At 68.8% G+C, this 14,573-nt stretch carries 10 protein-coding genes; 8 read left to right on the top strand and 2 right to left on the bottom strand.

Annotated features, from left to right (window positions below; genetic code table 11):
- Positions 1 to 18: 18 nt before the first annotated feature.
- The 4 genes from V8201_RS10415 to V8201_RS10430 all read left to right on the top strand — a co-directional run bounded on the left by V8201_RS10415 (position 19) and on the right by V8201_RS10430 (position 5,773).
- Positions 19 to 2,532, top strand: coding sequence for a TonB-dependent receptor (locus tag V8201_RS10415; RefSeq protein ID WP_336545228.1), 2,514 nt, complete (start codon positions 19 to 21; stop codon positions 2,530 to 2,532).
- Positions 2,529 to 3,698, top strand: a complete 1,170-nt coding sequence (locus V8201_RS10420; RefSeq protein ID WP_336545229.1) for a YdcF family protein — start codon at positions 2,529 to 2,531, stop codon at positions 3,696 to 3,698. Before V8201_RS10415 ends, V8201_RS10420 begins: the two co-directional genes overlap by 4 nt.
- Before the next feature lie 14 nt (positions 3,699 to 3,712).
- Positions 3,713 to 4,690, top strand: a complete 978-nt coding sequence (locus tag V8201_RS10425) for a phospholipase C/P1 nuclease family protein (protein WP_336545230.1) — start codon at positions 3,713 to 3,715, stop codon at positions 4,688 to 4,690.
- Between the two features lie 66 nt (positions 4,691 to 4,756).
- Positions 4,757 to 5,773: an LLM class flavin-dependent oxidoreductase gene (locus V8201_RS10430; protein ID WP_336545231.1), complete on the top strand. Its 1,017-nt coding sequence runs from the start codon at positions 4,757 to 4,759 to the stop codon at positions 5,771 to 5,773.
- A 6-nt stretch (positions 5,774 to 5,779) separates the two neighbouring features.
- On the opposite strand, the gene nhaA is transcribed toward V8201_RS10430, so the two are convergent.
- A complete protein-coding gene (nhaA, locus tag V8201_RS10435) occupies positions 5,780 to 7,171 on the bottom strand; it encodes a Na+/H+ antiporter NhaA (protein ID WP_336545232.1) in 1,392 nt (463 codons plus the stop codon).
- A gap of 295 nt (positions 7,172 to 7,466) precedes the next feature.
- Here nhaA and V8201_RS10440 point away from each other — a divergent pair, with 295 nt between their 5' ends.
- Positions 7,467 to 7,976, top strand: a complete 510-nt coding sequence (locus tag V8201_RS10440; protein WP_037534867.1) for a Ros/MucR family transcriptional regulator — start codon at positions 7,467 to 7,469, stop codon at positions 7,974 to 7,976.
- A 343-nt stretch (positions 7,977 to 8,319) separates the two neighbouring features.
- Here V8201_RS10440 and V8201_RS10445 read toward each other — a convergent pair whose 3' ends face one another.
- Complete coding sequence (locus tag V8201_RS10445; protein WP_037534868.1) at positions 8,320 to 8,595, bottom strand: DUF1488 family protein; 276 nt, start codon at positions 8,593 to 8,595, stop codon at positions 8,320 to 8,322.
- 153 nt (positions 8,596 to 8,748) lie between these two features.
- Here V8201_RS10445 and V8201_RS10450 point away from each other — a divergent pair, with 153 nt between their 5' ends.
- The 3 genes from V8201_RS10450 (at position 8,749) to V8201_RS10460 (ending at position 14,570) form a co-directional block, all read left to right on the top strand.
- Positions 8,749 to 10,485, top strand: coding sequence for a copper resistance system multicopper oxidase (locus tag V8201_RS10450; protein ID WP_336545233.1), 1,737 nt, complete (start codon positions 8,749 to 8,751; stop codon positions 10,483 to 10,485).
- Positions 10,486 to 10,730: 245 nt separating this feature from the next.
- A complete protein-coding gene (locus V8201_RS10455) occupies positions 10,731 to 11,486 on the top strand; it encodes a copper resistance protein B (protein ID WP_336545234.1) in 756 nt (251 codons plus the stop codon).
- A gap of 81 nt (positions 11,487 to 11,567) precedes the next feature.
- Entirely contained in the window at positions 11,568 to 14,570 is a 3,003-nt protein-coding gene (locus V8201_RS10460) for a diguanylate cyclase domain-containing protein (protein ID WP_336545235.1), read from the top strand.
- The last annotated feature ends 3 nt before the right edge of the window (positions 14,571 to 14,573 follow it).

A 14,573-nucleotide genomic window follows, 5' to 3' on the forward strand; every position in this document is an offset into this window, starting at 1 on the left:
CATCATCAATGGGGCCTTATGTTGACATCCGCTCTCGCCGCCGGCTCGGCGCTCGCATCGCTGTCGGTCGCGCTCGCCGCGCCTGCCACCGCGCAGACCAGCGCACCCGCCGACACCGCCGCCGCACCGGCCGAGCAGAGCGGCGCGACCACGCCCGAGCCTGCGGATCGCGACATCATCGTCACAGGATCGACGCGCGCGCAGCGCCGCTTCGATGCCTCCTATGCGATCAACACGGTGACGCAGACCGATATCGAGAAGATCGCGCCGGTCAATTTCGCCGACCTGATCGGCCAGCTTCCCGGTTTCCAGACCGAGATCACCGGCGGCGAGGTGCAGAACATCTACCGCATCCGCGGCCTGCCCAATGACGGCGGCTTCGTCAGCTTCCAGCAGGATGGCCTGCCGCTGTTCCACGAGAATGACGGCGTCTTCTTCCGCGGCGACGCCATCCTCAAGCCCGATCTGATGACCGAGCGGGTCGAGGTGGTGCGCGGCGGCCCGGCGCCGATCTATGCCAGCTATTCGGGTGCGATCGTCAACGCGATCGAGGTGACCGGGCGCGACACGGTGCGCGGCAAGGCGCAGCTGACGCTCGGCGACACCGGCCTCTATCGTGGCGACGTCGTCCAGTCCGGCCCGCTCGGCAACGATACCTATTATGCGCTCGGCGGCTTCGTCCGCTATCACGACGGCTATCGCGACAACGGCTTCCCCAATGACAAGGGCGGCCAGTTCCGCGCCAACATCAAGCACGACCTCGCCAACGGCTCGCTGCGGCTGAGCGTCAACTACGTCAACGATCACAACGTCTTCTATCTGCCGATCCCGACCGCCGATCCGCGCAACCCGGCGGTGTCGCTGGATCGCTACATCGATTATTTCAGCGGCACGCTCAATTCGCCGGCGCTGCGCAACGTCGATCTGCGCTATCGCAACGGCGCCGGCGTCGTGCAGAACGAGGCGAGCGACCTCGGCGACGGCCGGCATATGCGGATGGTCAACATCGGCACGCAATATGATGCCGAATTCGACGGCTGGCTGGTTTCCGCCAAGGCGGGCTTCACCATGGGGCGGCTCGACTTCACCGCTTTCTATTCGACCACCAATCCGGCCGATGCGACCGCCTTCCCGAGCAGCTATGCGAGCAAGGCCGCCGCGGCCTTCGGCCCGGTCGCCTCGTTCGGCTATGTCCTCGCCGGCACCAACACCATCTACGATCCCGCCGCCGCCTCCGGTCTCGTCATGCAGGGCCAGTATCGCGACGTGCGCTCGCGCTTCTATTCGAACCAGGCCAATCTGTCGGTCGCCAAGAAGTTCGACACGCCGATCGGCAGCCACGACCTCAAGCTCGGCGTCTATGGCAGCCTGTACGGTGAGGACAGCCGCACGATCTATCAGAACTATCTGATCGAGGTGGCGAGCCGCCCGCGCCTGCTCGATCTCGTCGCCTATAATGCCGCCGGCGCGCGGATCGGCCGCGTCACCGACAATGGTGCGCTCAACTATGCCGCGACGCTGACCCAGGGCGACTCGGACGCCAAGATGGCGGCGGTGTTCGCCAACGACACGTGGGAGATCATCCCCGGCCTGCGCATCGACGCGGGCATCCGCTACGAAGGCTATAGCTACAAGGGCTATGCGCTGCTCACCGGCGCGGCCAATCTCGGCGACCCGACGACGCTCGCCGATGATTCGACGCGCGCCTTCACCGGCGGCATCCTCAACCAGCGGCTGCGCACGCATGCGACCAACTGGACGGTCGGCGCCAATTACGACTTCAACCGCCATATCGGCATCTATGGCCGCGCCGCACACCTCGAAACGCCGCCGAGCGTGCAGACGGTGATGAGCATCAACCCGACGATCATCACCACAATCGCCAACCAATATGAGGCGGGGCTCAAGCTCGCCGCCGGCCGGTCCTACCTCTACGTCACCGGCTTCTATACCAATTTCGATCCGCTCAACGCCTCCTTCCTCGCCTTCGACCCGACGACCGGACGCAACGACGTCAACGTGCCGTTCATCGGCAAGGCGAAGGTCAAGGGCGTCGAGTTCGACGGTGCGCTGGCGGTGACCAAATGGTTCATGCTCAACGGCGCGCTCACCGTCAGCGATCCGACCTATCGCAACTTCCAGAACGCCAACGGCGCCGACCCCGCCCTCGCCGAGGGCAAGCAGATCATCCGCCAGCCCAAGATCTACGGCAACATCCGCCCGAGCTTCGACTTCGATCTTGGGGACAATGCGATCTCGCTCTACGGCCGCTACACCTATATGGGGAAGCGCTATGTCGACTTCTACAATCGCACGGCGCTGCCCGCTTATGGCACGACCGGCGCGGGTGTGACCGTGCGGCACGGCAGCTGGCAGTTGCAGGTGGTCGGCGACAATCTGTTCAACGCGCATGGCCTGACCGAGGGCAATACGCGCACCGATCAGGTCAGCGGCCAGGGCAGCCCCGAAGCCATTTATGGCCGGCCGATCTTCGGCCGCAACGTCCGCCTCGTCGTCGGTCGGTCGTGGTGAGGCGGGCCGCGCTGGCGGCCGCGCTGATGCTGGCGACACCGGCCGTCGCCGGCGCGCCGCAGGCCGTGACGCAGGCGCCGGTCGGCGATCGCGTCACCGCGGCGCTGTCGGCGCGGCTGTTCCCGCTGCTCGACGCGGTCGGCGCCGATCCGGCCGCCACCGCCCGGCTGACGGCGCAGCCGCAGATCGCCGCGATGCTCGCCGGCCGTGCGGCGCGGCGTACCGCCTGCACCGCGGACCTCGCCTGCCTGGTGCAGGCGCTGGTCTGGACGCCGGAGGAGAGCGCGACGCTCGCCGCCGCGCTGCCCGCCGGGCTCAGCCATGCCGATGACGGCGCGGCGGCCCAGGCGCTGCGCGAGACGGGCGGGATCAACACGATCCTGCGCGATTACGGCTTAGCGCAGGTGCCGCGTTATCCGCAGATCGACGGCGCCGGACCGATCGATCCGCTCGAACTGCGCGCGCGGGTGCAGGCCGCCGATTGGCTGGCGCGGACCCCGCGGGCGCGATCGGCGCAGGCGATCGACCCCAGCGTCGACTTCGCGCTCGCCCTGCTCGACGGTAGCGACCGGACCGACGCGATCGGCTTCGACCCGCTCACCGGCGGGCGCAACGCCGCGGCGACCGCGCGCGCGAGGCGGCTGGACTGGACACGCTGGCACTATACCGCGCTGATCCTCACCGGCGTCGGGCCGGAAACGCCCGACATGCCGCTCAGCCCCTATGGCAAATACCATATCCGCCTCGCCGCCGAGCGGTTCGCGCGCGGCGATATCGCGACGATCATCGTCACCGGCGGCCGCGCCCATCCGCGCGCGACGCGCTTCACCGAGGCCGAGCAGATGCGTCAGGCGCTGATCGACCGCTATGGCATTCCCGCCGACGCGATCCTGATCGAGCCCTATGCGCGGCACACCACCACCAATTTGCGTAATGCCGCGCGGCTGCTCGCCGCGGTCGGTGCGCCCTTCGATCGCGAGGCGCTGATCGTCTGCAATCCCGGGCAAAGCGAGATGATCACCAGCGCCGCCTTCGCACAGCGCAATCAGAGCGAGCTCGGCTACATGCCGGGCCGCATCGGTGCACGGCTGTCGCCGACCGAAGTCGAATTCCGCCCCTCGCCGTCGTCGCTGCGGATCGACCCGCGCGACCCGCTCGATCCCTGACCCGGAGCCTGCCGATGCGCCCCGCCCTCCTCGCCCTCGCGTTCGCGCTGCTGCCCACCCCGGCCTTCGCCTGGGGCGGCACCGCGCATGCGGTGATCGACCGCGCCGCGATCGAGGCGATTCCCGCCGATGGCCCGGTCTTCCTGCGCCGCCACGTCGATTATATCGCCGCCTCCGCCGCGCTGCCCGACAGCTGGCGCAACAATGCGGAGAATTTCGCCAAGATCGAGGAGGACCCGAACCACGGCTGGTTCCGCGAGCAATTCGCCTTCCTCAAACCGATCCCGCGCTCGCGCTACGCCTTCGTGATCGCGCTGTTCAAACGCTATGAGGCGATCAAGGCGAGCGACCCCGCCACCGCGGCGCGCACCAACGTACGCTGGACCGGCACCCTGCCCTATGCGGCGATGGAGGCCTATCAGCGGATCATCGTCTGCATGCGCCAGGTCCGTGCCGCGCAGGCGACCGGCGGCGACCCCGCCTTCGCCGAACAGCATTGCGCCTTCGACGTCATCCGCCTCGGCCATTATATCGGCGACGGCGCGCAACCGTTGCACGATTCCGTCAACAGCGACGGCTGGCGCGGCCCCAATCCACGGCATTATACGACCGACCGTTCGATCCACGGCCGCTTCGAAAGCGGCTTCGTCGACGGCATGAAGCTGACCGTGGCGGACATCGCGCCGCGGCTCGGCACGCCCGGCCATCGCACCGGCGACATGTTCGACGCGATCCTCGCCTTCCTCGATACCGCCGGCAACCGGATGGAGGAGGTCTACCGGCTCGAACAGCGCAACGGCTTCCACGATTTCGCCGATCCGGACGTGCGCGCGCTCGTCTACGAACGCACCGGCGCGGGGGCGGCGATGCTGCGCGACATGCTGTGCCGCGCCTGGGCGGAGAGCGCGACGCCGCCCGCACGGATCACGCCCGAGCCGCTCGACTTCACCAATCCGGCGTTCGATCCGGAGACCGGCTCCGCGCCGGGCTGATTTGCGAAACGCTGCCATTCCGGGTGAAGCCTTGCGGCCGGCGGCGCCAACGCCCAGCTTCGTGCGATGAAGAACATCGGCTTTCTATCCTTCGGCCATTGGTCGGACGCCCCCGGTTCGGCGACGCGCACCGCGCAGGACGTGCTGCTCCAGTCGATCGACCTTGCCGTCGCGGCGGAGGAACTCGGCGCGGACGGCGCCTATTTCCGCGTCCACCATTTCGCGCAGCAGCTCGCCTCGCCCTTTCCGCTGCTCGCCGCAGTGGCGGCGCGGACGAAGCGGATCGAGATCGGCACCGGCGTCATCGACATGCGCTATGAGAATCCCTTCTACATGGTCGAGGATGCCGGTGCGGCCGATCTCATCAGCGGCGGTCGCCTGCAACTCGGTATCAGCCGCGGGTCGCCCGAGCAGGTGATCGAGGGCTGGCGGCATTTTGGCTATGGACCGGCGGCGGGTGAAAGCGATGCGGACCTGGGCCGGCGCCACGGCGAGTTGTTCTTCGAGCTGCTCGCCGGCAAGGGTTTCGCCAAGCCCAATCCCCGACCGATGTTCCCCAATCCGCCGGGGCTGCTGCGGCTCGAACCGCATGCGCCGGGCCTGCGCGAGCGGATCTGGTGGGGCTCGGGCAATGACGCCACCGCCATCTGGGCGGCGCGCAAGGGGATGAACCTGCAAAGCTCGACGCTGAAAGCGGACGAGAGCGGCGAGCCCTTCCACGTCCAGCAGGCGAAGCAGATCCGCGCCTATCGCGCCGCCTGGGCGGAGGCCGGCCATGCCCGCACCCCGCGCGTATCGGTCTCACGCTCGATCTTCGCGCTGATGACCGATCGCGACCGGCAATATTTCGGCCGCGGCGACAGCAGCGATCAGATCGGCGTGATCGACAATATGCGTGCCGTCTTCGGCCGGTCCTACGCCGCCGAGCCCGAGGCGCTGATCGAGCAATTGCGTGCCGACGAGGGCATCGCCGAGGCCGATACGCTGCTGCTCACCGTGCCCAACCAGCTCGGCGTCGCCTATAACACGCATGTGATCGAGGCGATCCTGCGCCACGTCGCGCCGGCGCTCGGCTGGCGCTGAGCGCGTTCAGCCGGCGTCGGCGGCGGGGCGGCTGACCTTCCAGAACATCGCATAGCCGAACAGCCCCGACACGATCGAGGCGACCAGGATGCCGAGCGCCGCCTCTTCGGTCTGCACCGCATCGGTGAAGGCGAGCTCGGCGATGAACAGCGAGATGGTGAAGCCGATGCCGGCGACGCCGCCGATGCCAAGCACCATCGGCCAGGTCACGTCCTTGGGCAAGGCGGCGCGACCGATCTTGGTCGCCAGCCAGCTCGCGCCGAGAAAGCCGAGCGGCTTGCCGATCACCAGCCCGGCGACGACGCCGCCGGTCAGCGGCGAGTGCACCGCCTTGCCGATCAGCTCCGCGGAAAAGTGGATGCGGACGTTCGACAGCGCGAACAGCGGCAGCACGACATAGGACACCCAGGGCGTGAGCAGCCGCACCAGCCGGTCCGCCGCCTCGTCGGTCGCCGCCGCCATCTCGTGGATATAGCCCAGCCGGCGCTGCGCCTTGTCGCGCTGCTCTTCCTCCTCCGCCGGATCGTCGGCGCGTTCGGCGGCGGCCTGTGCTTCCTTGAAGCGGTCGACCGGATCCTGCACGCGCTTCGCGAACACCGCCTCCGACAGGCGCGAGCTGGTCGGCAGCAGCAGCCCGACCGCGACGCCGGCGATCGTCGGATGCACGCCCGATCCGAACACGCCGATCCACACCACCAGTCCCAGCAGCACATAGGGCACCGATGCGACCCAGCGCAGCCGCAGCAGCGCGAGGATGCCGAGATAGGCGCAGCCGGCGAGCGCCAGGAACCCCCATGCGATCGACGTGGTATAGGCGAAGGCGATGATGAGCAGCCCGAACACGTCGTCGATCGCCGCAAAGGCGAGCAGCACCGCGCGCACCGCCATCGGCAGCCGGGTGGTGAACATCGCGACGATGGCGAGGCTGAAGGCGGTATCCATCGCCGCGACCACGCCCCAGCCATGCGCCGCATCGGTGCCGTGGTTGAAGGCGACGTAGAGCGCGACGGGAACGACGAGGCCGCCGATCGCGCCGGCGATCGGGAAGACCGCGGTACGCAGCGAGGCGAGCGAGCCCTTGACGAATTCGCGCTTCACCTCGGTGCCGACGATCAGGAAGAACAACGGCATCAGCGCATCGTTGATCCATTCGGCGGCGGGTCGGGCGACGCTCCAGGCGCCGTAGCTGAGTCGCAGCGGCCGATCCCACATCCGCGCATAATCGGCCCCGATCGGGGAGTTGATCGCGACCAGCGCGATGATCGTGGCGATCAGCAACGGCCCACCCGATACCTGCCCGATCGCGAAGAACGGCTCCATCTTCTGCAAAATCGCCGCGGCGGGCGAATGGTGCGCCCGTGCCGCGACACGCCCGGACAGGCGGGGGTTGAGAGCCATGATAATCCTGTTTGCCAAGCGGACGTTATCGATACGGTTAAGCGCCGCCATGCGTTCCCCGCCGCCTGATCGAACCCACGTTCGTCGCGCTGCCACTTGCCGGTCCGCGCCGATACATTGCTCCGACAAGAGGCGAAAACGGCAAACGTGTGTTACAAATGTTTCAAGATTTGCGCGGTCCACCGTTTTTCGCAAATTGACCTTTGACTTTACCTCGATCAACTGCATGAACGCTTGTCGCCGCGTCTCCCCCAAGACGTCGGCGCGATATGTCCGACTAAGCGAGAACCCCCCGATGACGACGGAAACCAACACGGTCGAGCTGGCCACCGAATTGACGATCGCCTGGCTCAGCAACCCCAACACCCGCACCACCGCCGATGACGTGCCCGCCTTCCTCCAGTCGATGCACGCCGCGGTCGAACGACTCGCCAGCCCAGAAGCCGGTGACGGCGATACGGCCTCGCCCGAGCATGTGCCGGCGGTGTCGGTGCGCAAGTCGCTCGCCTCGCGCGATCACATCATCTCGATGATCGACGGCAAGCCCTATCGCACGCTGCGCCGCCACCTGACCACGCACGGCCTGACGCCGGACGACTATCGCGCACGCTACGGCCTGAAGTCCGATTATCCGATGGTCGCGCCCTCCTACAGCGAGAGCCGCAGCGCGATGGCCAAGACGATCGGCCTCGGCCGCAAGTCCGGCCAGAAGCGCGAGGACGGCACCGACGCCCCCAAGGCACCGCGCAAGAACGCCAAGGCGGCGTTGCAGGCCGCCAAGGATACGCTCGGCACCGAAGAATAAGACAGTCGGGGCGGCACCGCTATCGCTGCCGCCCCTTGCCCCGCGCACGCGGCGTCTAGGCTTTCCGCCTGGTCGATGATCGGGCGCTTCACCAAGCCACTCCAATATTCCCGCGCAGGCGGGAATCGAGTGGCCAATCAGACCCACCGCTTGCGGGCCGAAGAACACTGGGCGCCCGCCTTCGCTGGAGCACTGGCAGGTCTGCGACCGTCTTGCTTCGGCCGAAACCTGAACCAGCCGAAGCAGAAAAAAGGACCGTGCCGCCTCCGGCCGAACCCGAAGCGGTCACCGCCGCCACAGGCCGGGCACCTGCGGGAGGTCCCGCAAGCGCCGAAAATTCCGCCTATTCGAGATCGTTCTCGCTGATCACGATCAGCGACTGGTCCGGATTGCGCGCCAGCGCGGCCAGCCCCGCCTCGGCGATCTCGTCCGAGAAGCGGTTGAACATCTCGACCGCATCGTCGTCTTCGGGGGCATCGCCGCTCAGCGCCTCGAGCACGTCATATTGCACCGCGAACTGCAATTCTTCGGCGTCGACCTCGCCGGAGAACTCCACTTGCCGTTCGTTCGGATTGTCGAGCACGGATGCGGTGTCGATGTCGAGCTTGTCTGCGGCCACGGGATACCTCTTTGGTTCTGACTGCCCCGCGATTGGCGGGGATCGCCGGATAGCGCAAGGCGCGTGTCGATGTTCCGTGGCGGTGCATCGCCATCGCGCGCGCGCGACGTGACACACCTTGCCAGCGGCCGTCGCGATGCGCAGATGTCAGCGATGACATCCCCTCTTCGTCCGTCGCGTCGCGGGCTGTTGCGTCACGCCGGCCTGGGGCTCACTGCGATCGCGGTACCGGGCTGGGCGCAGCGGGTCTCGTCCGGCCTCGCCGCCCGGCCGACCCTCGCCGGACCGGACATCGCGCTCACCGTCGACCATGTCCCGGCGACGATCGACGGCCGCACGGGCCATGCGATCAGCGTCAACGGCAGCTGGCCGGCGCCGCTGCTGCGGCTCCGCGAGGGGCAGACGGCGCGGCTGGCGGTGACCAATCGCCTCGCCGAGCCGACCTCGATCCACTGGCACGGGCTGCTGGTGCCGTTCCAGATGGACGGCGTGCCCGGGATCAGCTTTCCCGGCATCGCTCCGGGCGAGACCTTCACCTATGAATTCCCCGTCGTCCAGTCGGGGACCTATTGGTATCACAGCCATTCGGGGTTGCAGGAGCAGATGGGGCATTACGGCCCGATCGTCGTCGACCCGGCCGGGCCCGAGACGGTCGCGGCGGAGCGTGAGCATGTCGTCGTACTGTCCGATCATAGCCCGCTGCATCCGCACCGCATCTTCACCAAGCTCAAGCAGCAGGGCGGCTATTTCAACTATCAGAAGCAGACGCTTGCCGGCCTAATCGCCGGGCGCGACCAGTCCGCTGCCGAGCGACGCGACTGGGGCCGGATGCGGATGGACCCGACCGACGTCTCCGACGTCACCGGCGCGACCTATACCTATCTCGTCAACGGCCATGGCCCGCAGGACGACTGGACTGCCCTGTTCGCGCCGGGCGAGCGCGTCCGGCTGCGCGTCATCAACGCTGCGGCGATGACCAACTTCAACCTGCGCATCCCCGGCCTTGCGCTCACCGTCGTGCAGGCGGACGGGCAATATGTGCGGCCGGTGACGGTCGACGAACTGCAGATCGCCGTGGCGGAAACCTACGACCTGATCGTCACGCCGGAGGATCGCGCCTATACCCTGGTCGCGGAGGCCTGGGACCGCTCGGGAATGGCACGCGCGACGCTGACCCCGCGTCCCGGCCTGACCGCCGCGGTGCCGCCGCTCCGCGCCCGGCCGCTCGCGACGATGCGCGACATGGGGATGGGCGCGATGAGCGGCATGAGCGGCATGGCGGCGATGACCGACATGCCGGGGATGACGCACGACGCGGCGCCGATGCAGCATGGCATGCGCGACTTCGCCACCGCGCCCGAACTGCCCCGCACGCCCGCAGTCCAGACGATCGCGCCGATGCCGACCGATCGCACCGGCGAACCGCCGCAGGGCCTCGCCGATACCGGCCACCGCGTGCTCGTCTATCGCGATCTCGTCGCGCTCGCCGCCAATCCCGATACCCGCGCGCCGTCGCGGCAGCTGCGCATCCACCTCACCGGCAATATGGAACGCTATATGTGGGCGTTCGACGGGGTGAAGCTCAACGCCGTCACCGCGCCGATCCCCTTCCGTCAGGGCGAGCGCGTCCGCGTCACCCTGGTCAACGATACGATGATGGCGCACCCCATCCACCTGCACGGTCATTTCTTCGAGCTGGTCACCGGCCATGGCGATCACGCGCCGCGCAAGCACACGGTCAACGTCGCGCCGGGCGGCACGGTGACCTTCGACCTGACCGCGGACGCCTTCGGCGACTGGGCGTTCCACTGCCATCTTCTCTATCATATGCATGCGGGCATGATGCAGGTGGTCAGCGTCCGCCCCGACGGCGCGGTGGCGGGGGCATGATCGCGCTCGCCCTGCTGCTTGCACCGGTCGCGCAGATGCAGATGCATGACATGCCCGGCATGACGATGCCGATGCCGCCGGCCAGGCCCGCCCGCGCCAAACCGAAGCCCCGGCCGAAAGCCGCGCCTCTCCACAAGGCTGCCCCGGCGACACCGGCCCCCTGCCCGCCGGAGCATGCGGCGATGGGCCATTGCGCCGCCGCCGGCCAGCCACCCCGGATAGCGCCCGCCATGCCGGACATGGCCATGGCTCCCGCGAAGCCCGCAGCCGCCGCCACAATCGGTACCGATCAGCCCGCCGGCGATGCGCTGCCACCCGCCCCGCCCGGCGATCGCGCCGCCGCGCGCTTCTATGATCCGGCAGCGATGGCGGCGGCGGATCGGCAGATGCGCCGCGACCATGGCGGGATGCGTTTCGGGCAAGTGATGTTCGATCTCGCCGAGGTGCAGATCCGCGACGGCCGCGACGGCTTGCGCTGGGACGGGGAAGGCTGGTTCGGCGGCGATCGCGACCGGCTCGTCGTCAAGAGCGAAGGCGATGGCCGCATCGACCGGATCGATCGCGCCGAGGTGCAGGCGCTCTATTCGCGTGCGATCGGCCCCTATTTCGATCTTCAGGCGGGCCTGCGCCAAGACGTCGGCGCCGCGTCGCGACGCAGCTATGCGACGATCGGGGTCGAGGGCCTCGCCCCTTATTGGTTCCAGGTCGAGGGCGCGCTGTTCCTGTCCGATCGCGGCGACCTGCTCGGCCGGGTGCAAGCCTATACCGACCAGCGCATCACCCAGCGCCTGATCCTGCAACCGCGTGTCGAGCTCAACCTCGCCGCCCAGGCCGTGCCGCAGGACGAAATCGCAGCGGGCCTGTCGCAGGCCGAGGCGGGGGTGCGGCTGCGCTACGAGATCCGGCGGGAGTTTGCGCCTTATGCCGGCATCAGCTGGGAGCATCGTCGCGGGGATGGCAACGGCGCGGCTCTGGTGCTCGGCGTGCGAAGCTGGTTCTGATGATAAGAAACAAAGTGATCCCAAACGGATCACGTAACTTACATTAAGCAGTCTTCAACCGCCTCTCAGCAATGAAGCATCATGGCGTGGCGCTATGGTTTCTCTGCGATGATGGTCGCGGTCGCGATGATCGCTGCGCCGGTGCGTGCGACGGCCGCGGCGGCCGCGCGCACCGATCCCTGGGTCGCCGCCGCCGATTTGTTCTTCAAGATCGCCGCGCGCGACGATGCGATCCCGGACGCCGGCGTGCCGCGCGCGGTCGCGCAGGACGGCGAGGGTTTCATCTGGCTCGCCACCGATGGCGGACTGGCGCGCTGGGACGGCACCGGCTTCAAAAGCTATGTGACCGATCCGACCGACGGGTCGGGCGCATTGCCCGAGCTGATGGTCAACATGGTCTACGCCGACCGTGCCGGGCTGCTCTGGCTGGGCATGAGCGCCGACGGCCTGTGGTGGCGCGATCCGCAGAGCGACCGGTTCCGACGCCCGCTCAACCGCACCGCACTCGACCAGGCGCATATCACGCTGATCGTCGACGACGGCGGTGACGGCCTGTGGGTGGGCAGTGACGTCGGGCTCGGCCGTGTGCGCGGTCCCGATCATCGCGCCACGATGGTTCGCGACCTGCCCGCCGGCGCGATCACCGCGCTCCACCGCAGCCGCAGCGGCGCGCTATGGGTCGCCGTCGGCACGCGGCTGTTCCGTCAGGCGGGCGCACGCTTCGTCCCGATCGCGCTCGCCGGCGTCGACGGCGAGATCACCGGGCTGCATGACGATGCCGCCGGCGGGCTGTGGCTGGCGACGCATGGATCGGGACTGCATCGGCTCGCCGCCGGGGCCGTGCGCCACTGGCCACTGCGCGTCGATGGCCGGTCGCCGCCGCTCGGCGCGATCATCGATGCCGGCGCGGGCCAGCTCTGGGTCACCTCGCGCGCGGGCATCGTGACGATCGATCCAGTTCGCGCGCGGATCGGCCGGCTCGTCCACGACGCCAATCTCGCCGCGACATTGCCCGAGAATGGCATCAACCACCTGTTCCGCGATCGATCGGGGCTGGTGTGGGTCGCAAGCGATGCCGTGCTGAGCTACGTCGATCCAGCGCCGCGCCGGGTGCTCGGGCTGGTCGGCGCGCTGCGTCCGACGCCGACGCAGGCGGTGGATGTCGCCTGGACGCTCGGCGCCGCACCCGACGGCGCGATCTGGTACGGCTCGCCCGACGGTCCCGCGTCCCGCCTGGCGCCGACCGGCAAGGGCCAGCCCGGCGCTGTCCGGCGATTGTCCGGCGCGCGCCGCGACGCGCAGAGCTTTGCCTTCACCCCGGCCGGCGACGGCTTCGTCGCCGGGGGCGATGGCCTGTATCAGGTGTCGCGCGACGGGCAGCGGAGCCGCATGCTGTCGTCGCTGCCCTGGTCGCGGCTGCTGATCCGGGGGACGCAGATGTTCGTCGGCGGGGGCAGCGACAATGGACGCGCGCGCAGCGGCGGCGTCGCGACCGTCGATTTGCGGCACCCCGGTGCGCCGGTGCCGACGCCATGGAGCGGCCGGCTGACCGATCCACGCGTCCGCTCCTTGGCAATGATGCCCGGCAACCTGCTCTGGGTCGGCACCGCGCGCGGCCTCAATCGCGTCGATCTCGCCAGCGGCGCGGTGACGCGGCTGGTCCGCGGCGACGCAATGTCCGGCCTGCGCGGCAATTACGTGTCCACCCTGCTCGCCGACCGGCAGGGGCGGCTGTGGGCCGGCACCGTCGGCGGCGGCATCACCATCCTCGCGCGAGGACCGGCGGGCTGGCGGGCGGTGGCGCATATCGGACGGCGCGACGGCCTGCCGCACGATACGGTAGACAAGTTGCTGACCGACCGCAGCGGCACGATCTGGGCGAGCACCGACGGCGGCATCGCGCAGATCGACCCCGCCAGCCTGACGGTGACGCCGCTGCGTGCCGCGGACGGCGTGCCGTTCACCGCTTATTGGACCGGCGGCGGCGCGACGATGGGCGACGGGCGGCTGATGTTCGCCGGCTTCGGCGGCCTGACCCTGGTCGATCCAGCCGCCCCGGCCCGCCCCGCCACCACCGCCCCGCTGCGCTTCACCGCGATCCGCGCCAATGGCCAGCCGGTGATCGCACCGGCAGGACAGCCGCTGACCGTGCCGACCGGGCAGCGCAGCCTCACCGCGGAATTCGCGCGGCTCGATTATGCCGGCGCGCGGGACCAGATCTACGCCTATCGGCTGCTGCCCTATGAGACCGGCTGGACGCGCACCGACGCGCTGCACCGCGTCGCGCGCTACACCAATATCCCGCCCGGCCGCGCGACGCTGATGATCGCGACGGTGACCCCGGGCGCGCATGGCGGCTGGCGCATCGCCGCACCGCCGCTGACGCTGGAGATCGACGTCGCGCGGCGGTGGTTCGAGACCATCGCGTTCCGCATCCTCGCCGCGGTCGCCGCATTCGCGATCGTCTATATGCTGGTCCATCTGCGGCTGCGTCACGCCCGCGCGCGCCAGAAGCATCTCGAACGACTCGTCGAACGGCGTACCGCCGAACTGCTCGCCAGCCAGTCGGAGCTCGAGAAGCTGGCCTATACCGATACGCTCACCGGCCTCGGCAACCGCCGGCTCTATGGCGAGACGCTGAGCCGCCATCTCGGCGCGGCGCGGCATGCGCCGTTCGCGCTGCTGCTCATCGACCTCGACCGGTTCAAGCAGGTCAACGACGAACTGGGCCATGACGTCGGCGATGCCCTGCTGGTCGAGGTCGCCGACCGGCTGACCGCGGCGATCCGCCAGCAGGACAGTATCTTCCGCCTCGGCGGCGACGAATTCGCGATCATCATCGCCAGTCTCGACAGCTCCCGCGCGATCGGCGACATGTGCCGCCGCCTCTACGCCGCCTTCGCCGATCCGGTGATCGCCGGGCCGCACCGGTTGCAGGTGATGCTCAGCATCGGCGCAGTGGTGGCGCGGGCCGAGGGGCTGTCGACCGAAGCGGTCTACAAGCTCGCCGACCTCGCCCTTTACGATGCCAAACGTTCGGGCCGCGGCACGTGGCGGCTTTCGCCGACCGAGCCTGGCGGCTGACCC

This window comes from Sphingomonas kyungheensis, from assembly GCF_037120395.1.
GTDB lineage: Bacteria > Pseudomonadota > Alphaproteobacteria > Sphingomonadales > Sphingomonadaceae > Sphingomonas > Sphingomonas kyungheensis.